Origin of the sequence: Stenotrophomonas sp. STM01, from assembly GCF_014852135.1 — a bacterium.
GTDB classification, from domain to species: Bacteria; Pseudomonadota; Gammaproteobacteria; order Xanthomonadales; family Xanthomonadaceae; genus Stenotrophomonas; species Stenotrophomonas capsici.
The window spans coordinates 2,043,487-2,062,811 of record NZ_JACVBA010000001.1 but is presented as its reverse complement, the minus strand read 5'-3'; the positions used below and the strand labels follow the sequence as shown (position 1 = coordinate 2,062,811).

Annotated in this window: 11 protein-coding genes and 1 riboswitch; of the genes, 8 read left to right on the top strand and 3 right to left on the bottom strand. The window is 68.5% G+C overall.

The annotated features are described in order from the left end of the window. Position 1: 1 nt before the first annotated feature. A complete protein-coding gene (locus tag IB227_RS09485) occupies positions 2-1,027 on the top strand; it encodes an OmpA family protein (protein ID WP_192287137.1) in 1,026 nt (341 codons plus the stop codon). Between the two features lie 339 nt (positions 1,028-1,366). Then, a complete protein-coding gene (locus tag IB227_RS09480; RefSeq protein WP_192287136.1) occupies positions 1,367-4,816 on the top strand; it encodes a PAS domain-containing hybrid sensor histidine kinase/response regulator in 3,450 nt (1,149 codons plus the stop codon). A 223-nt stretch (positions 4,817-5,039) separates the two neighbouring features. On the opposite strand, the gene IB227_RS09475 is transcribed toward IB227_RS09480, so the two are convergent. After that, a complete protein-coding gene (locus IB227_RS09475; protein WP_192287135.1) occupies positions 5,040-5,618 on the bottom strand; it encodes a manganese efflux pump MntP family protein in 579 nt (192 codons plus the stop codon). Between the two features lie 11 nt (positions 5,619-5,629). Further along, positions 5,630-5,786, bottom strand: a riboswitch (yybP-ykoY riboswitch). Between the two features lie 206 nt (positions 5,787-5,992). Between IB227_RS09475 and IB227_RS09470 the strand changes: the two genes are divergently transcribed. Next, on the top strand, positions 5,993-8,485 hold the full coding sequence (locus IB227_RS09470) for a methyl-accepting chemotaxis protein (protein WP_192287134.1): 2,493 nt from the start codon (positions 5,993-5,995) through the stop codon (positions 8,483-8,485). A 192-nt stretch (positions 8,486-8,677) separates the two neighbouring features. On the opposite strand, the gene IB227_RS09465 is transcribed toward IB227_RS09470, so the two are convergent. Beyond that, positions 8,678-9,343: a response regulator transcription factor gene (locus IB227_RS09465; RefSeq protein WP_132863961.1), complete on the bottom strand. Its 666-nt coding sequence runs from the start codon at positions 9,341-9,343 to the stop codon at positions 8,678-8,680. A 174-nt stretch (positions 9,344-9,517) separates the two neighbouring features. Then, on the bottom strand, positions 9,518-11,461 hold the full coding sequence (gene acs / locus IB227_RS09460; protein ID WP_132863959.1) for an acetate--CoA ligase: 1,944 nt from the start codon (positions 11,459-11,461) through the stop codon (positions 9,518-9,520). Positions 11,462-11,700: 239 nt separating this feature from the next. On the opposite strand from acs, the gene IB227_RS09455 reads away from it, so the two are divergent. The 5 genes from IB227_RS09455 to bla all read left to right on the top strand — a co-directional run bounded on the left by IB227_RS09455 (position 11,701) and on the right by bla (position 19,323). Then, positions 11,701-13,140: a DcaP family trimeric outer membrane transporter gene (locus tag IB227_RS09455; RefSeq protein ID WP_192287133.1), complete on the top strand. Its 1,440-nt coding sequence runs from the start codon at positions 11,701-11,703 to the stop codon at positions 13,138-13,140. Between the two features lie 150 nt (positions 13,141-13,290). Then, on the top strand, positions 13,291-13,608 hold the full coding sequence (locus IB227_RS09450) for a DUF485 domain-containing protein (RefSeq protein WP_192287132.1): 318 nt from the start codon (positions 13,291-13,293) through the stop codon (positions 13,606-13,608). Continuing rightward, positions 13,605-15,326, top strand: a complete 1,722-nt coding sequence (locus IB227_RS09445) for a cation acetate symporter (RefSeq protein ID WP_132863955.1) — start codon at positions 13,605-13,607, stop codon at positions 15,324-15,326. Before IB227_RS09450 ends, IB227_RS09445 begins: the two co-directional genes overlap by 4 nt. Before the next feature lie 176 nt (positions 15,327-15,502). Further along, complete coding sequence (locus IB227_RS09440) at positions 15,503-18,223, top strand: TonB-dependent receptor (RefSeq protein ID WP_192287131.1); 2,721 nt, start codon at positions 15,503-15,505, stop codon at positions 18,221-18,223. 71 nt (positions 18,224-18,294) lie between these two features. After that, complete coding sequence (gene bla, locus IB227_RS09435) at positions 18,295-19,323, top strand: class A beta-lactamase (protein ID WP_192287130.1); 1,029 nt, start codon at positions 18,295-18,297, stop codon at positions 19,321-19,323. Positions 19,324-19,325 lie beyond the last annotated feature (2 nt).

Below are 19,325 nucleotides of genomic sequence, written 5' to 3'. Positions count from 1 at the left end.
CATGACCCTTTCGCCTATGAAAACCCGCTCGTTCCGCACCCTGCTGGCCGCCGCTGTCCTGACCGCTGTCAGTGGCGTGGCCACCGCGCAGCAGACCCAGCTCAACCCGCAGGCCAAGCGCATCACCGACGAGGCCATCCATGCCGACCTGGAGTCCTACGAGGCCACCCAGGGCCGCATCCAGGCGCTCAACGATGGCGGTCGCCCGATCCGCGACTACCACCTGTCCAAGGCGCAGTGCTGGCTGGACGTTTCCTTCCACGAGTACACCCGCAACGACCGCAGCGCCTTCCCGCAGGAAGCACTGACCGAGTCGGAGAAGCTGATCGTGGACATGGAGAACGGCGTCTCGCCGATCCCCACCGACACTGCGTTGGTCAACAACGCCAAGTACCTGCGTGCCGACCTGTGGCAGCGCCTGAAGGTCATCCACGGCACCCCGGGCTTTGCTTGCGCCGCGCAGAAGGTGGCCTGCGGTGAAGTTGAACTGGTGCACGCGGGCAACGAGTTCAACCAGCAGCAGTGGCGTCACTCCAAGCCGTACATCCAGATCGCCGAGGACCTGGTCAACGAGGCGGAGACCGCCGCGCGCCTGTGTGGCGTCGCCGACCCGACCGGCCCGGTTGCGCCGGCCCCGGCGCCGGGCCCGCTGATCGCCAACGTGCTGTTCGAGTTCGACCGCGACGGCTACAAGGACATCCGCACCTACTCGCTGGAAAGCGTGGACCGTGCACTGGCCACGATCGGCAGCGAGCAGCGCGAGCTGGCCGGCGTCACCCTGGTCGGGCATGCCGACCGCATGCAGGGCAACGGCTTCGACTACAACCAGGCATTGTCCGAGCGTCGCGCCAAGACCGTGCGCGAGCTGCTGATCGGTCGTGGCGTGGCCGCCGACAAGATCCGCTACGAGTACCGCGGTGATACCCAGCAGGTGCAGCAGTGCGACGGCGTCAAGCCGCGCGCCGCGCTGCTGGAATGCCTGCTGCCCAACCGTCGCGTGGAAGTACGCTTCGAGCTGGGCCGGTAAGCGCCCGCGCGGACGAGGTGACGTGGAACGCCCCGGCCATGCCGGGGCGTTCTGCTTTCTGGACGAGGTGCCTGGCCGGGCGCTGCATTGGACGGGGCAGGGCCGGGCAGAGCGACGGCACCCCTCCCCAGCCCTCCCCTGCTGCGCAAGGGAGGGGGCGGCTCCCGTGAACGGTCAGGTCGTCGCAGCACCGCTGTTGCTCCCTCCCTTTGCCGCAGGCAAGGGGAGGGCTGGGGAGGGGTAGCCTCCATCCCCGCAGCAACCCTTCCGGCATGACCTGAAAAACCACCCCCCACGGAAATCGCTAAACTCGACCGGCTTCTCCAAACGGGTACGCCCTTGGTCTCCAGCTGGATCCTGCTCCTGGTATCGCTTGGCTACGCCGCGCTGCTGTTCGGCGTGGCCTGGTGGGGCGACCGCCGCCCGCTGTACCCGGACCGCCTGTGGCTGCGCCCGGTGGTCTACAGCCTGGCGCTGGCGGTGTACTGCTCCTCGTGGACCTTCTACGGCGGCGTCGGCACAGCGGTGCGCTACGGCATCGGCTACCTGCCCATTTATCTTGGCCCGCTGCTGATGCTGGCCTTCGGCTGGCGCATCATCGAGCGGCTGGCGCTGATCGCGCGCAGCGAGAACGTGGTCTCCATCGCCGACTTCATCTCCTCGCGCTTCGGCCGCTCGCGGCGGCTGGCGGCGCTGGTGGCGTTGATCGCCCTGATCGGCGTGGTGCCGTACCTGGCGTTGCAGTACAAGGCCGTGGCGATGAGCCTGCAGGTACTCAGCGGCGACAGCAGCGGCGGCAGCCTGTTGACCGACCCGGCGCTGTACGTGGCGCTGCTGATGGCGCTGTTCGCCATCCTGTTCGGCACCCGCCAGGTCGATGCCACCGAGCACCACCACGGCATGATGCTGGCCATCGCGCTGGAATCGATGATCAAGCTGGTGGCGATGATCTCGGTGGGCCTGTTCGCCTACCTGCTGATCGCCGACCGCGGCGAGTCGGTGGTGCAGTCCGCGCGCACGCTGTTCGAAGGCATGCCGCCGGTGGGCTTCGTCTCGCAGACCCTGCTCAGCTTCCTGGCGCTGATCTGCCTGCCGCGCCAGTTCCACGTGGCGGTGGTGGAATGCGGCAGCGCCGCCGACGTGCGCCGTGCGCGCTGGATGTTCGGCGGCTACCTGGTGCTGATCTCGCTGATGATCATCCCCATCGCCAGCGCCGGGGCGACGCTGTTCGGCACGGGGCTGGCCTCCGACGACACCCTGGTGCTGGCCCTGCCGATGTCCGAGGGCAGCGTGGCGCTGGCGCTGGTCGCCTACGTGGGCGGCTTCTCGGCGGCGACCGGCATGGTGATCGTCTCCTCGATCGCCCTGGCCACGATGATCAGCAACGACCTGGTGATGCCGGTGCTGTTGCGCCGCAGTGGCGACCACCGCGAGGCCGCCGACGTGGCCTCCAGCGTGCTGTGGATCCGCCGCCTGGCGATCGTGTTGCTGGCGCTGGTCGCCTACGGTTACTACCGCGTCAGCAACAACGACACCATGCTGGCCACCTACGGGCTGATGGCGTTCGCCGCGGTGGCGCAGTTCGCGCCTGGCCTGATCGGTGGCCTGTACTGGCGCGGTGCCAGCCGGCGCGGCGTGGAGATCGGCATGGTGGTCGGCTTCGCGGTGTGGGTGTACACGCTGCTGGTGCCGGCACTGAGCCACGGCGGCTGGCTGGACGATTCGCTGTTGCAGCGTGGCCCGTTCGGCATCGGCTGGCTGCGCCCGCAGCAGCTGTTCGGGCTGGAAGGCTGGGATCCGCTCACCCACGGCACCTTCTGGTCGCTGCTGCTCAACACCGGCGTCATGCTGCTGATCTCGGTGCGCTGGCGTCCGGACGTGGCCGAACGCCTGCGCGCGGCGCCGTTCCTGGATCCTTACGCCAAGCGCCCGGTGGTCTCCGGCGATTGGCCGGCGCACGTCAAGGTGCGCGACCTGCTGGCGCTGGCCACGCGCGTGATCGGTGATGCACGCGCCCGGCGCGCCTTCAACGAGCAGGCGATCGTGTTGCAGCGCGAACTGCTGCCGTCCGCGGCCGCCGACCGGGTCTGGGTACAGTTCACCGAACGCCTGCTGGCCGCGTCCATCGGTGCGGCGTCGGCGCGCCTGCTGCTGACCAGCCTGCTGCGTGGTTCGGGCATGGACCTGGGCGAAGTGGTGGCGGTGCTCGACGAAGCCGGGCAGGAGCTGCGCTTCAACCGCGAGATCCTGTCCACCACGCTGGAGAACATCAGCGCCGGGGTCAGCGTGGTCGACCCGGAGATGCGCCTGACCGCGTGGAACCGCCGCTACCAGCAGATGTTCGGCTATCCCGACGGCATGCTCTACGTGGGTCGCCCGGTGGCCGACCTGATCCGCTACAACGCCGAGCGCGGTGAGCTGGGCGAGGGCGACATCGAGATCCAGATCAACCGCCGCATCGGTTACATGCGCGCCGGTTCGCCGCATGTGTTCGAGCGCACCGGCGCCGATGGCAAGGTGATCGAGCTGCGTGGCCAGGCCCTGCCCGGGGGCGGCTACGTCACCAGCTACAACGACATCACCGACTTCAAACAGGCCGAGCAGGCGCTGCTGGAAGCCAACGAGACGCTGGAACAGCGCGTGGCCGAACGCTCGCAGGAAGCCGAGGCCGCGCAGCAGTCCAAGACCCGCTTCCTGGCCGCGATCAGCCATGACGTGCTGCAACCGCTCAACGCCGCGCGGCTGTTCGCCTCGGCGCTGCGCGACAGCCTGCCCGAGACCGACGAGCAGCGGCACCTGGCCGAACGCGTGGATGCTTCCCTGCGCGCTGCCGAGGAGCTGTTGGACGGCCTGCTCGATGTCTCGCGGCTGGATGCCGGCGGGCTGCGCCCGACCATCACCGAGTTCGACGCCAGCGTGCTGGTGCGCGAGCTGGCCGCGCAGTACACGCCGGTCGCGGCCGGCCGCGGCCTGCGCCTGCATGTGTTCGCGCGCGCGGCGTGGGTGCGCAGTGATCGCCGGCTGCTGCGCCGCGTGCTGCAGAACTTCATGGCCAACGCGCTGCGCTACACGCGTACCGGCCGCATCGTGCTGGGCCTGCGCGTGCGCGGCGAACAGGTCGAGCTGCAGGTGTGGGATACCGGCCCAGGCATTCCCGAGCACCACATGCAGCAGATCTTCAACGAGTTCCACCGCTACCAGCAGCCGTTCGACTGGGGCGAGCAGGGGCTGGGCCTGGGCCTGTCGATCTGCCAGCGCATCTCGCGCCTGCTCGACCATGGCCTGAATGCCCGCAGCCAGCCCGGCCACGGCAGCATGTTCTCGATCACCTTGCCGCGCGTGGCAGCGCCCGCCGCACCGCTGGTGGAGGCGCGCCAGGCCACGGCGTTCGGCGGGGATGATTCATTGGCCGGCCTGCGCGTGCTGTGCGTGGACAACGATCAGGAAATCCTCGACGGCATGCGCGCCCTGCTGGGGCGCTGGAAGGTCGAGGTGATCGCCGCCAGCACGGTGGACATGGCGCTGGAAAAGCTGGCCGAACGGCCGGACGTGATGCTGGTGGACTACCACCTGCACGACCGCATGGACGGCCTGGATGCACTGGTTGCGCTGCGCGAGGCCGCCGGCCGGCCGTTGCATGGCGCACTGCTCACCGCCGACGGCCGCGACGAGCTCAAGCGGCTGGCGCGCGAGCGTGGCTACCGCGTGCTGACCAAGCCGGTGAAGCCGGCCTCGCTGCGCGCCTTCCTGATGGCGATGAACGCCCCGCGCCAGCGCCAGCAGCCGTAGCACCGGCCTCGGCCGCGAAGCGCGGAATGCGCCGTGCCGTGCTCAGTGCCGGCACGTGGCGGCGAGCAGTAACCCCTCACCGGCCCTGCCCTTGCCTGTGGCAAAGGGAGGAGGTGTTTCATGCGATCGCTCAGACCACGGCAACGCCGCTCCAGCTGCTTCCGTTTGCCGCAGGCAAGGGCAGGGTCCTGCAGTTGCTGCGGCACCGGCACCGGCACCGGACTCAACCCACTGCGGTCAGGTGCTCGTACAGGATCGTGCAGCCGATGATGATCAGGATCACGCCGCCCACGATCTCCGCGCGCTTGCCGGCCAGGTTGCCGAGCACGCGGCCGAGCATGATGCCTGCGGTGACCATCGTCATCGTGCACAGGCCGATCACCAGTGCGACCACGCCGATGTGCACGTCCAGGAAGGCCAGGCCCACGCCGATGGCCATCGCATCGATGCTGGTGGCAAAGCCCGTGACCGCCAGCGCCCAGAAGCCGTGGCGTGGCTTCTCCGCGGAATCCTCGCCTTCGGCCTCCTCCGGCTTCAGGCCGGCGACGATCATGTGGATGCCAAGCGCACCCAGCAGCACGAATGCGATCCAGTGATCGAATGCTTCCACGTACTGCGAGGCGGCGCGGCCGAGCAGCCAGCCGATGATCGGGGTGATTGCCTCGATCACGCCGAAGATCAGGCCGGCGCGCAGCGCATCGGGAAAGCGGGGTTTGTTCATCGCCGCGCCCTTGCCGACCGCAGCGGCGAAGGCATCGGTGGACATGGCAAAGCCAACGAGCAGGATGGAAAGTGGGGACATCTTCAGTACCGGGCCGGGCGGACTCAAACGGCACACGGCGCGCCCAACCATTCGTTGCGCACGCGTGCCGCTGGTCTCGCCAACCGGGTCTGGCTGCCCACGCCACGGCGCACTGGCCGAGTATGTTGACGTGAGCGCTTCCAACGCTGGAAGCAGGCTACTCCCCAAGGGAGCGCGGATTCTAGCATGGCCACCGTCCGGGCCCGTGAGGCGAGGCCGAACAGGCCAATGCAATACCCCTGTAACCGCCGTGTGGCCTGATGGGCGCCCGGCCCTGTGCCGCGCGCCGGCCCGGTTGCCCCGCGGCATCGGGTGCTCAAGAAACCCGTCTGCTGGCCGATTTCGAGGCATCCCCACGCCCGGAGTACCGGCCCATGAAGTTCCCCCTCGGTATCGCCCAGAAACTGCGCCTGAGCCTGTTGGCGCTGGTGATCGGCCTGATCGTGATCGGCTCGGCCTATGCCTGGCTCAGCGTCGGCATGCGCAACGCCGACCAGCGCCTGCAACGTTACCAGCAGGATGCCGCGCAACTGGAAGCGCTGGCTGCTGCGTTTGCCGAGGCACGGCGCGCGCAGGCCGAATATGCCATGTCGTTTTCCACTGCCGCCGGCCAGGCCTTTGTCGCTGCCAACAACCGCCTGCAGGCCGCGCTGGTGCCGGCCAAGGGCGGTCCGGGGTGGAGCGAGGCGCTGGCCAAGCCGCTGCGTGCCTACGTCGAATCCGGGCAGGCGCTGGACGAACGCATCACCGAACTCGGCCACGACGCCGACAGCGGCATGCAGGGCGAGCTGCGCGGTGCCGTGCATGAGGTGGAGAACCTGATCGCCGACTACCAGGCACCGGCGTTGCAGGTGTCGATGCTGACCATGCGCCGCTACGAGAAGGATTTCATCCTGCGCCGCGAGCAGAAATACGCCGATGAACTCAGCGCGCAGGTGATGCCGTTCGAACTGTTGCTGCAGTCCACGCGCATGCCCGAGGACGTGCGCGGGCAGGTGCGCGAGGCGATGCAGCGGTATCAGGGAACATTCCTGTCCTATGCCGCCGCGCGGTATGGCGCGGACAGTGAAACCCAGGCCATGGACGACCTCGCCGCACAGGTGGTGCCGGTGATCACCGGCCTGCAGCAGGCGCAGCGCAGCAGCCTGGCCCGGCAGCGCGACGAGCAGGCCGCGGCACGCCGCTGGATGGACGCCGCCTTCGCCGCCACCGTGCTGGTGGTCGGCCTGCTGCTGGTGAGCCTGCTGGTGCTGCTGCTGCGCGCGGTGGAGCGACCGCTGGCCGATGCCGCCGCGTTCGCCCGCGCCATTGCCGACGATGATCTGGACGGGCGGCTGGTGGTCCGCAATTCGCACGATGAGATCGGACGTCTGGCCACCGCGCTGATGCAGATGCAGTCCAGCCTGCGCGAACGCATCGCCAGCGAGCGGTTGGCCGCGCAGGCCAACCAGCGCGTGCGCCAGGCCCTGGACGTGGCCAGCGCCGCGGTACTGGTCACCGATGCGCAGGGCAGGGTGGTCTATGCCAATCCGGCGCTGGCGCACTCGTTCGCGCTGGCCGATGTCGGGTGGGTGGTCGAGGCCGGGTGCGAACTGCAGGTACTGGGCGTGCAGGTGGAGGTACTGGCCCGGCAGGCGCTGGAGGAAGGCATCAGCGTCAACGCCGACGTGGCGCTGGGCAACACCGGCTTCCTGCTGCGGGTCAGCCCGGTGCTGGAGCAGTCGCGCGTGCTGGGGCTGGTGATGGAATGGCAGGACCGCCGGCTGGAGCGGGTGATCGTCAACGAGGTGGCGGCGGTGGTCGAAGCGGCCGCTGCCGGTGAGCTGCAGGGACGGATCGTGCTGGACGACAAGCAGGGTTTCGTCCACCAGCTCGGCGAGCGCATCAATGCCTTGCTCGACAGCGTGCAGGCCCAGCTGGGCGACGCCACCCGCGTGATTGGCCATTTCGCCCGCGGCGACCTGAGTGCGCGCATGCGCGATGACGGCCGCGGCATCTACGCGCAGCTGCGGCAGGGGCTGGAAGTGGCGATGCGGCAGGTGGGCGGCATCGTCTCCAGCATCCAGCACTCGGCCGGCAGCGTGCAGGACGCGGTGGACGACATGGCCAGCGGCACCGCCGACCTGTCCGGGCGGGTCGAGCAGCAGGTCAGTGACGTGCATGACGCGCTGGCGCGGGTACGCTCGGTGGCCAGCGAGGCCCGCGAGAATGCCGGCAGTGCGCGGCACAGCGCGGCGGTATCCGAAGCGGCCAGCGAGGCCGCCACGCGCGGCAGCGAGGCCACCGCTGCGGCGATCAGCGGCATGGAACAGCTGCGCGCGTCATCGCGGCACATCCGCGAGATCGTCGCCACCGTCGACAGCTTGTCGTTCCAGACCAACCTGCTGGCGCTCAATGCCGCAGTGGAGGCCGCGCGTGCCGGCAGCCACGGGCGCGGCTTCGCGGTGGTGGCCGGTGAGGTACGGATGCTGGCGCAGCGCTCGGCCGAGGCCTCGCAGCAGATCCGGGTGCTGGTCGATGCGTCGCTGCAGCAGGTGGAGGCCGGTGCGCGGTTGGTGGATACCAGCGGTGAAGTGATGCACGACATCAGCGGCCGGGTGCAGCAGGTGGTGACGGCGATGGCGCGCATCGACGCCGGCTCGGAGCGCCAGGTGAGCGCGGTCGATGACGTGGAACGGTTGCTGCGCCGTATCGGCGAAGGCACCCGGCAGAGTGGCAACGTCGCACGCGCTTCCTCGCAGGCAGCGGCGGAAATGCGCGTGCAGGCGCAGGAACTGGCCGCGGCGGCGGAGCGCTTCGTGGTGGTGGGCGAGGGGGAGGCTGCGAAGACTGTCGCGGGGAACGGGGGGCTGCGACGGTCAGCGTGAAGAGTTGAGCGGTTGAGGGGGCGAGCCGGTGAGCAGTCGAGCAGTCGGGCGTCACCCCTCCCCAGCCCTCCCTTTGGCGCAGCCAAGGGGAGGGCCGGGGAGGGGTCGCTCTTGCTCTTGCTCCACACCCAAGCCCAGCATCACCTGCCGCAGATCACAAACGCAGCAATGCCCCCGAACCGGCGTTGCGGCTCAGTCTTCTTCCGGCGGGACGACGATGGCGTCGTCATCGATGGCCAGCTTGCCGGCCATCAGCACCGCCTGGGTGCGGTTGGTTACGCCAAGCTTGCGCAGGATGGCGGTGACATGGGCCTTGATGGTGGCCTCGGAGACGCCCAGGTCATAGGCGATCTGCTTGTTCAGACGGCCGGCGCCGAGCATCTGCAGGACGCGGAACTGTTGCGGGGTCAGCTCGCGCAGGCGCTGCCCGACCTCGCATTCCTCATGGTCGGTGGGTGGCACGTTGTGCGCTTCGGCCGGGGCCCAGCGCTCGCCGTCGAGGATGGTGCCCAGGGCATGGCCGATGGTGTCCGAATCGGCGGACTTGGGAATGAAGCCACAGGCACCGTGGTCGAGCGCGCGGCGCATCACCTTGGGCTCCTCGCGTGCGGAGACCACCACCACCGGCAGCTGCGGGTGCAGCGAGCGCAGGTGCACCAGTGCGTTGAAACCCTGCGCGCCGGGCATGTTCAGGTCCATCAACACCAGGTCGGCGTCGGGATGCTGTTCGGCCAGGGTGTACAGGGCCTCGACACTGTCCGCCTCCAGCAGCTGCACACCGGGGATGACGCGTTGCACCGCGCCCTTCAGGGCTTCGCGGAAAAGCGGGTGGTCATCGGCGATCAGCAGGGTAGGCATGGCGGAAATCGGAGTTGGCGGAGTAGTGAAACCCCTCTCCCTGCGGGAGAGGGGTAGGGGAGAGGGTACACAGGCCAAGCCCGTTGTGCGCTGCGCGCCTCCCCTCATCCGCCCCTTCGGGGCACCTTCTCCCTGAGGGAGAAGGTGAAGCCACGCAGCTTCCCGTACCCGCGGTTACCGCACCTTGCGCTCTTCCACCAGCGAGGCGACCACCGAGGGGTCGGCCAGCGTGGAGGTGTCGCCCAGCTGGTCCGGGGCGTTCTCGGCGATCTTGCGCAGGATGCGGCGCATGATCTTGCCGGAGCGGGTCTTGGGCAGGCCCGGGGCCCACTGCAGGTGGTCCGGCGCGGCGATCGGGCCGATCTCCTTGCGCACCCAGGTCACCAGCTCCTTGAGCAGCTCGTCGGTCTGCGGCTCGCCGGCCACCAGGGTGACGTAGGCGTAGATGCCCTGGCCCTTGATGTCGTGCGGGAAGCCGACCACGGCCGCTTCGGCCACCTTCGGGTGCGAGACCAGCGCGCTTTCCACCTCGGCGGTGCCGATGCGGTGGCCGGAGACGTTGATCACGTCGTCGACGCGGCCGGTGATCCAGTAGTAGCCGTCCTCGTCGCGGCGGCAACCGTCACCGGTGAAGTAGTTGCCCGGGTAGGTGCGGAAGTAGGTGTCGATGAAACGCTGGTGGTCGCCGTAGACGGTGCGCATCTGGCCCGGCCAGGAGTCGCGGATCACCAGGTTGCCCTCGGCGGCGCCTTCCAGCAGTTCGCCGTCGGCGCTGACCAGGGCCGGCTGCACGCCGAAGAACGGCAGCGTGGCCGAGCCCGGCTTCAGGTCGATGGCACCGGGCAGCGGCGAGATCAGGATGCCGCCGGTCTCGGTCTGCCACCAGGTGTCCACGATCGGGCAGCGCGCATCGCCGACCACGTCGTAGTACCAGCGCCAGGCTTCCGGGTTGATCGGCTCGCCGACGCTGCCGAGCAGGCGCAGGCTCGTGCGCGAGGTGCGCTTGACCGGCGCCTCGCCCTCGCGCATCAACGCGCGGATGGCGGTGGGCGCGGTGTAGAAGATGGTGACCTGGTGCTTGTCGATCACCTCCCAGAAACGCGAGGTGTTGGGGTAATTGGGCACGCCCTCGAACATCACCGAGGTGGCGCCGTTGGCCAGCGGGCCGTAGACGATGTAGCTGTGGCCGGTGACCCAGCCCACGTCGGCGGTGCACCAGTAGATGTCGTCCTCGCGCAGGTCGAACACCGCCTCGTGCGTGTACGCCGCGTACAGCAGGTAGCCGCCGCTGGTGTGCAGCACGCCCTTGGGCTTGCCGGTCGATCCGGAGGTGTACAGGATGAACAGCGGGTCCTCGGCGTTCATGCGCTCGGGTTCGCACTCGGCCGGCTGGGTGTCCACCACGTCGTGGAACCAGCGGTCGCGCGGGGCCTGCATGTCCACCGCGCCGCCGGTGTGGCGCACCACCAGCACGGTTTCCACGGTGTTGGTGCCCGGCAGCTTCAGCGCGGCGTCGACGTTGGCCTTCAGCGGCACCTTCTTGCCACCGCGCAGGCCTTCGTCGGCGGTGATGATCAGCTTGCTGCCGCAGTCGCCGACGCGGTCGGCGATGGAGTTGGCGGCGAAGCCACCGAACACCACCGAGTGGATCGCACCGACGCGGGCACAGGCCAGCATCGCCACGGCGGCGTCGACGATCATCGGCAGGTAGATGGTGACGCGGTCGCCCTTCTTGACGCCGAGGTTGCGCAGCGCATTGCCCAGGCGGCAGACGCGCTCGTACAGCTCGCGGTAGGTGACCTTCTGCGCCGGGCTGTCCGGGCTGTCGGCCTCGAACAGGATGGCGGTCTTGTCACCGCGCGTGGCCAGCTGGCGGTCCAGGCAGTTCACGCTGACGTTGAGCTCGCCGTCCTCGAACCACTTGATGCGGAAATCGTCGAGCTGGTAGCTGACGTTGCGGATCCTGCTGGGCTTGACGTACCAGTCCAGCCGCTCGGCGGCCTTGGCCCAGAACGCGTCGGGGTTTTCCACCGATTCGCGGTACTGCTGCTGGTACGTGGTCTTGTTGATCCGTGCCTTCGCGGCGAACCCGGCATCAACGGGATAAACATCAGTCATGGCAACCCCTCACCTTTGCACTTGTAACCAATGAAAAGGCCTTGTCTGCGCGACAGGGCCGGACAACCCAAGTGTGCCGTATCCACCCCCCCGCGCGCTGCCCCCCGGATTAGACGATGGTCGAATGCACGCCGACTTACGACTAATGGCGAATAGCCGCCCCGTGCCGGCCGACCGCACGCTGGCCGCGACCGTGCAGCTGGTGCGGCCGCAAACGCCAGTCGGGAGAGAGACTGAAAATGAATACATCCGTGTTGAAGACGGCCCGCCGTCCGCTCGCCGCCGCGCTGCTGGTTGCGCTGGTTGCGCCGGGCATGGCGTGGGCCGAGACGGCCAGGGAGAAAGCGCTCGAAGCGCGCGTGGCCGAACTGGAACGGCAGGTGCAGTTGCTGGTGTCCACCCAACAGCAACAGCAGGGCGTGATCACGCAGACCCAGACCGACGTCGGCCAGGTGCGTGCCGCGCAGGCCGACCTGGCCGCACGGCCGGCGGCGACGGTGCCGGCCGGCAAGCAGCCGATCCAGGTCACCAGCATCACCCCGGGCGCGACGCCGGGCACCACGTTCAAGTTCGGCGGCTTCATCAAGGCCGACTTCCTGGCCACGCGCACCGGCGACGGCCAGCTCGCCGACGACGCCACCGGCCGCGCGCTGTACCTGCCGGGGCAGACGCCGGTGCACGGTGCCGGCGGCTCGGGCAAGGCCTCGGACGTGGACTACAACGCGCACGCCAAGTTCTCGCGCTTCAACCTGGGCGTGGACCACGTGGCCGAGAACGGCGACAAGGCCGGTGCCATGGTCGAGATGGACTTCTTCGGCAACTCGCTGGGCAACCAGACCGCGACCAACACCTACGGCGTGACCCTGCGCCATGCCTACATGTACTGGAACAACTGGCTGGCCGGCCAGACCTGGTCCAACTTCATGGATGCCGCGTCCATCCCCGAGGCGGTGGACTTCGTCGGCCCGACCGACGGCGTGGTGTTCGTGCGCCAGGCCCAGGTCCGCTACACCAACGGCGGCTTCAGCGTGGCCCTGGAAAACCCGGAGACCACCACCCTCACCGGCACCTACAACCCGGGTACCGGCAAGTGGAACGTACCGTCGGTAGTCAACTCCGACCGCGGTTCGCTGCCGGACCTCACCGCCCGCTACGGCTGGAAGGGTGACTGGGGCACGTTCGGCGTGGCTGGCCTGGTGCGCCAGCTCAAGGTCGACAACCAGGCCACCGGTGCCGATGCCACCAAGGTCGCCGGCGGCGTGACGCTGGGCGGCAAGTGGGTGATGGGCGACAGCGACAGCCTGCACTACCAGCTCACCGGTGGCGAAGGCATCTCGCGCTACATCGGCCTGGGCATCACCGCCGACAGCGGCTACGACGCGATCCGCGACGAGATCGACCCGACCGGCGTGGTCGCCGCCTACGTGGGCTGGCGCCATGCGTTCTCGCCCAAGCTGCGCACCAACCTGATCTACGCGCGCAGCGACTACGACAACGATGCCTCGATCACCGGCAACCTGGTGACCAAGAGCGTGCAGTCCATCCGCGGCAACGTGTTCTACACCCCGATGCCCAAGGTCGATATCGGCGCCGAGCTGATGTACGGCGTGCGCGAGATCGAGAACGGCCAGAAGGGCGACATCAGTCGCCTGCAGTTCACCACCAAGTACAGCTTCTGATCCCGCGGTGCCGGCATGCAGGCCATGTCGGCACCGTCTGCAGGAATGTAGTCCGTACCATCTCCCTACCCCCACGGGGAGCACTCATGTCACCGCCGAGGCGCGTACCCCGCGCCGGGGCGCTCGTATTCCCACGTCTGGAGAATCCCGATGAATGCTTCCGTCGATCCCCGTGTTGAGCGGATCGCCTCCAATCCGCTCTACCAACGCCTGCGCAAGGTGCGCAACCGGCTTGGCTGGACCCTGACCGTGCTCATGCTGCTGGCCTACTACGGCTACATCGGCCTGATCGCCTTCGACAAGGCGTTCCTGGCTACGCCGATCGCCGCGGGCAAGATCACCACCGTGGGCATCCCGATCGCGCTGGGCCTGATGGTGTTCACCATCCTGATCACCGGCTTCTACGTGCGCCGCGCCAACAAGGAATTCGACCAGCTGACCCAGCAGATCGTGGAGGAAACCCGATGAGCCATTCCTTCCTGCGATCGGGCGCGCTGCTCGCGCTGATGGCAGCCAGCGGCGCAGCCCTGGCCGCCGGCGGCGACATCGGCCAGACCGTGCGCCAGCCGACCAACTGGACGGCGATCACCATGTTTGCCGTGTTCGTGCTGGCCACGCTCGGCATCACCAAGTGGGCAGCCAAGCGCACCCGTTCGGCATCGGACTTCTACACCGCCGGCGGCGGCATCACCGGCTTCCAGAATGGCCTGGCCATCGCCGGCGACTACATGTCCGCCGCCTCGTTCCTGGGCATCACCGCGGCGGTCATGGCCAATGGCTACGATGGCCTGATCTACGCGCTGGGCTTCCTGGTCGGCTGGCCGATCCTGACCTTCCTGATGGCCGAACGCCTGCGCAACCTGGGCCGCTTCACCTTCGCCGACGTGGCCGGCTACCGCTTCCAGCAGAAGCCGATCCGCATGTTCGCCGCCTCCGGCACGCTGGTGGTGGTGCTGTTCTACCTGATCGCGCAGATGGTCGGCGCCGGTGCGCTGATCAAGCTGCTGTTCGGCCTGGACTACTGGGTGGCCGTGGCGCTGGTCGGCGTGCTGATGATGGTCTACGTGCTGTTCGGCGGCATGACCGCCACCACCTGGGTGCAGATCATCAAGGCCTGCCTGCTGCTGTTCGGCGTGACCTTCATGGCGCTGATGGTGATGTGGAAGTTCAACTTCAGCTTCGAGGCGCTGTTCAGCGAAGCGGTGCGGGTGAAGACCCAGATCGCGGCCAATGGCGGCAAGAGCGCCGAGGAAGCGGCCAGCGCCGGCCTGGCGATCATGGGCCCGGGTGGCTTCGTGAAGGACCCGATCTCGGCGATCTCGTTCGGCATGGCGCTGATGTTCGGCACCGCCGGCCTGCCGCACATCCTGATGCGCTTCTTCACCGTCCCCGATGCCAAGCAGGCACGCAAGTCGGTGCTGTGGGCCACCACCTGGATCGGCTACTTCTACATCCTGATCTTCATCATCGGTTTCGGTGCGATCGCACTGGTGCTGACCAACCCCGAGTACGCCGACCCGGTGACCGGCACCATCCAGGGCGGCCCGAACATGGCGGCCGTGCTGGTCGGCAAGGCGGTGGGCGGCAACCTGTTCATGGGCTTCATCTCGGCGGTGGCCTTCGCCACCATCCTGGCGGTGGTGGCCGGCCTGACGTTGTCCGGTGCCTCGGCGGTGTCGCATGACCTGTACGCCACCGTGTTCAAGCAGGGCAACCCGCCGCCGGGTTCGGAGCTGCGTGTCTCGCGCATCACCACCCTGGTGCTGGGCGTGGTCGCGGTGCTGCTGGGCATCGTGTTCGAGAAGCAGAACGTGGCCTTCATGGTGTCGCTGGCCTTCGCCATCGCCGCCTCGGCCAACTTCCCGGTGCTGATCCTGTCGCTGCTGTGGAAGGACTGCACCACCCGTGGCGCGGTGATCGGCGGCTTCCTGGGCCTGGCCTCGTCGCTGCTGCTGACCCTGCTGTCGCCGTCGGTGTGGGTGGACACGTTGGGCAACCCGGCCGGCAGCGCGCCGTTCCCGTACACCAGCCCGGCGCTGTTCTCCATGACCATCGCCTTCGTCGGCATCTGGCTGTTCTCGGTGCTGGACAAGAGCCGCAACGCACAGCAGGAACGTGCGGCCTATCCGGCGCAGGAAGTGCGTGCCGAGACCGGCATCGGTGCCAGCAAGGCGGCCGAGCACTGATAATTGGTAACGTTTGAAACAACGGCCGGCGCTTGCGCCGGCCGTTGTCGTTTATGGGTCGGCTATGGGGGTTTTCCCTGATGCGGGGTCGGAAGACGGCTTCCTAAGATGCGGACAAGGGGAGTTCCGCATCACAGGTCCGTCGTATCCACTTCCAGCCGTCTGCGAGGAACCGTATGTCGTCTCGTATCGCCAGAACCGCGTTGTCCACGGGCATCGCCCTGATCCTTGTCGGAACGATCCCCGCCGTATCGGCCCAGAACGCAGACACGCCACCGGCGCCGGCCGACGGCAAGGTGGTGGACATCGCCAGCGTCAAGGTCACCGCCTCGGGCTCGCGCATCGACCGTCCCGGCTTCAACGCGCCCACGCCGACGGTGAAGGTGACGCCGGAGGAACTGCAGCTCTCCACCCACACCAACATCGCCGCCGCGCTCAACGACCTGCCGCAGTTCCGCGGCACGGTGTCGCCGCAGACCCACACCACCGGCGTGGACGCGGCGCGCGCGCCGGTCGACCTGCGTGGCCTGGGCACCAGCCGCACGCTGGTGCTGCTGGACGGGCGACGCTTCTCCAGCGACAACGACCTGGCCGCGATCCCCTCGATCCTGATCAGTGGCGTGGACGTGGTCACCGGCGGCGCCTCGGCGGCCTGGGGCTCGGGTGCGGTCAGCGGCGTGGTCAACGTGCAGCTGGACAGCCAGCTGGTCGGGACCAAGGTCGACGTGCAGGGCGGGGTGTCCTCGCGTTCGGACAACCAGAAGCAGTACGTCTCGGCGGCCACCGGCTTCGAGGTCGCCCAGGGCCGTGGCCATGTGGTGATCGGCGCGGAGGCGCTCAACAACGACGGCGTGATTCCCAAGACCTCGCGCCGCTGGCTGGGCCGCACCGCACAGCTGTCCAATGGCGACGGTACCTACACGATGGTCGGCGACGTGGGCTACGGCAACGCTGCCATCGGTGGCCTGATCACCAGCGGCGTGCTGGCCGGCATGGCCTTCAACCCGGACGGCAGCCTGCGTCCCTTCCCCGGCTATACCGGCGCATCGCTGATCCAGGGTGGCGAGAGCCCGAGCAACGATGACATCAGCTCGCTGATGACGCCGCAGCGGCGCTACAACGTGCTGGGGCGGCTGTCATGGAACCTCACCGACAACGTCGGCCTGACCGTGGACGTGCGCCATTCGCGCAGCTGGAACCGCTTCCCGTGGTTCGGCGACCACAACCGCGGCACCGGGCTGCGCCTCGGCGTGGACAACGCGTTCCTGCCGGCGGCGGTGCGTGATGCGATGGAAGCGGCCGGAGAGACCAGTTTCACCCTGGGCCGCTTCAACAGCGACTTCGCCTTCCCCGACATCGACTATGACCGTCGCACCACCCAGTTCACCGTCGCGCTGGATGGCGTGGTGGGCGACAACTGGCGCTGGGGCGGCTACTACAGCCACGGCGACAACCAATCCGACCTGGCCGCGCCGGGCTTCCTGCTGACCAGCAACTACCGCGACGCGGTGGACGCGGTGATCGATCCGGTCAGCGGCAAGGTGGTCTGCCGGGTGACCTTGACCAACCCCGGCTCCGGCTGCGTGCCGATCAACCTGTTCGGCCACGGCGCGCCCTCGGCCGAAGCGGCCGCCTACGTGACCGGCACGCCGCGGCGCATGACCAACACCCGGCTGGACACCGCCGGCCTGGACCTGCGCGGCGAGCCGTTCTCGCTGCCGGCCGGCGAGGTATCGGTGGCGGTGGGCCTGGAGGCGCGCAAGGAGCAGATCGATCAGAAGGTGGGCGCGCAGGACCTGGCCAAGGCGTTCAGCACCTGGAGCTCCTCGCCGATGGCTGGCAGCTTCACCGTGCGCGAGGCCTTCGCCGAGGTGGCCGCGCCGCTGCTGCGCGACGTGCCGGCGCTGCGCGACCTGCAGGTCAATGCCGCCGCGCGCTTCAGCGACTACAACAGCTCCGGTGCGATCTGGTCGTGGAAGTACGGCATGACCAATGAATTCTTCGATGGCTTCCGCGGCCGCTTCACCCGCTCGCGCGACATCCGTTCGGCCAACCTGTCGGAGATGTACACCACCAGCACCACCGGCTGGTCGACCATCAGCGACCCGCTCACCGGCACCTCGCTCAGCGCACTGGTGATCGGCGGTGGCAACCCGCGCCTGGACCCGGAGAAGGCCGATACGCTGACCGTCGGCTTCACCTGGGCGCCGGCCCGCGCCCCGGGCCTGATCATGTCGGTGGACTACTTCGACATCGAGATCAAGGACGTGATCACCCAGGTGTCGGCGCAGGAAACCGTGCTGCGCTGCATCGCCGGCAACCAGGCCATGTGTGGCCGCGTGGTGCGCGACGGCAACGGCGAGATCGAGCGGATCAACTCCAACTACGTCAACCTGGCCGAGTACCGCACCAACGGCGTGGACGTGGACCTGATGTACAGCCTGCCGGCGGCCACGCTGTTCGCCGCGATGCCGGGCCAGTTCCACGCCCGCGTGCTGGCCACCTGGGTGGACAGCCTGACCACCTACGACGGCAAGAACAGCTTCGAGTACGTCACCTCGCAGGGCCTGACCGGCGGCTCGGGCGTGCCGCGCTGGCGCGGCAACGCCACCTTCGGCTGGCGCGGCGACCGCTATTCGGCGCAGGCGCGCGCCCGTTACCTGTCCGCCGGCGTCTACAACAACCAGTTGCAGCTGACCAACGGCGACATCGGTTCCTACGTGTACTGGGACGTGGGCGGACGCATGCGCCTGCCGATGTCCGCGGACCGCGAGTTCGAGATCTACGCCGACATCAGTAACCTGTTCGACAGGAAATCGCCGCTGGGCGCGGTAGGCTCGCCGTACTACGACGTGGTCGGCCGCTACTACACGCTGGGCGCCCGCATGCGTTTCTGAGCCTGGTCGCGGCGGGATGATCGTCAGTCCCGCCGCGGCGCTTCCCGTCCCTGGAGGAAACCCCCTTGAACATGACCCGTTCCGCTTCCCCTCGCCGCCGGCATCCGCGCCGTCCGCTGCTGGCCGCCGCGTTGCTGGCCAGCCTGTGGCTGCCCGGCACGCTGCTGGCGCGCAGCGCACCGGCCGCGCCGCTGCAGGCCGAGGCGCAACGCCTGGCCAGCCTGCTGCCCGGGGGCGAGCTGGGTGCGGCCATCGTGCACCTGGAAAGCGGGCGCAGCGTCTACATCAACGGTGATCGGCCGTTCCCGATGGCCAGCACGATGAAGGTGCCGGTGGCGGTGCATATCCTCGCGTTGGTCGATGAAGGCACGCTGTCGCTGCAGCAGCAGGTCACGCTGAAGGCCGATGACATCTATCCGGAGATGGGCGGGCCGATGGACCTGCACCTGAGCGCCGGTTCGGCGATCACCGTGCGCGACCTGCTGCACATGATGATCACCGTCAGCGACAACAACGCCACCGACATCCTGATCCGGCTCGGCGGCGGCACTGCCGCGGTGGACGCACGCATGCGCGCGATGGGCATCGACGGCCTGCGCGTGGACCGCTACATCTGGGAACTGCTGGCCAACTACCGCGGCAACGCTGTCTCGCAGGCCCAGCCGATGGGCCCGGCCGCCTACGCCGAACTCTCGCGCGGCGAACGCAGCGAGGAGCAGCGGCGCAGCCACACCAACGCCTGGAACGCCGACCCGCGCGATACCAGTACCGCGCGCGCGATGACGTTGCTGCTGGAAAAGACATGGAAGGGGCAGGTGCTGAGCCCGGCCGGCCTGGAGGTGCTGCAGGCGATCATGCGCGATACCCGCACCGGCACCGCGCGCCTGCCCGGCATGCTGCCGCGCGACACGCCGGTGGCGCACAAGACCGGCACGGTGGGCGACGTGATCAACGATGTCGGCGTGATCACCCTGCCGGGCGGACGCGGCCATGCGGTGATCAGCGTGTTCGTGCAGTCGCGCGCCAGCAGCCAGGAGCGCGACGCGGCCATCGCCCAGCTGGCGCGGGCGGCGCATGATTACTTCCTGTTCGTGCCCTGAGC

Coding starts and splice junctions, on each gene's coding strand:
- IB227_RS09440 (WP_192287131.1), top strand. CDS start 15,503: ATGTCGTCTCGTATCGCCAGAACCGCGTTGTCCACGGGCATCGCCCTG.
- IB227_RS09470 (WP_192287134.1), top strand. CDS start 5,993: ATGAAGTTCCCCCTCGGTATCGCCCAGAAACTGCGCCTGAGCCTGTTG.
- bla (WP_192287130.1), top strand. CDS start 18,295: ATGACCCGTTCCGCTTCCCCTCGCCGCCGGCATCCGCGCCGTCCGCTG.
- acs (WP_132863959.1), bottom strand. CDS start 11,461: ATGACTGATGTTTATCCCGTTGATGCCGGGTTCGCCGCGAAGGCACGG.
- IB227_RS09455 (WP_192287133.1), top strand. CDS start 11,701: ATGAATACATCCGTGTTGAAGACGGCCCGCCGTCCGCTCGCCGCCGCG.
- IB227_RS09475 (WP_192287135.1), bottom strand. CDS start 5,618: ATGTCCCCACTTTCCATCCTGCTCGTTGGCTTTGCCATGTCCACCGAT.
- IB227_RS09485 (WP_192287137.1), top strand. CDS start 2: ATGACCCTTTCGCCTATGAAAACCCGCTCGTTCCGCACCCTGCTGGCC.
- IB227_RS09465 (WP_132863961.1), bottom strand. CDS start 9,343: ATGCCTACCCTGCTGATCGCCGATGACCACCCGCTTTTCCGCGAAGCC.
- IB227_RS09450 (WP_192287132.1), top strand. CDS start 13,291: ATGAATGCTTCCGTCGATCCCCGTGTTGAGCGGATCGCCTCCAATCCG.
- IB227_RS09445 (WP_132863955.1), top strand. CDS start 13,605: ATGAGCCATTCCTTCCTGCGATCGGGCGCGCTGCTCGCGCTGATGGCA.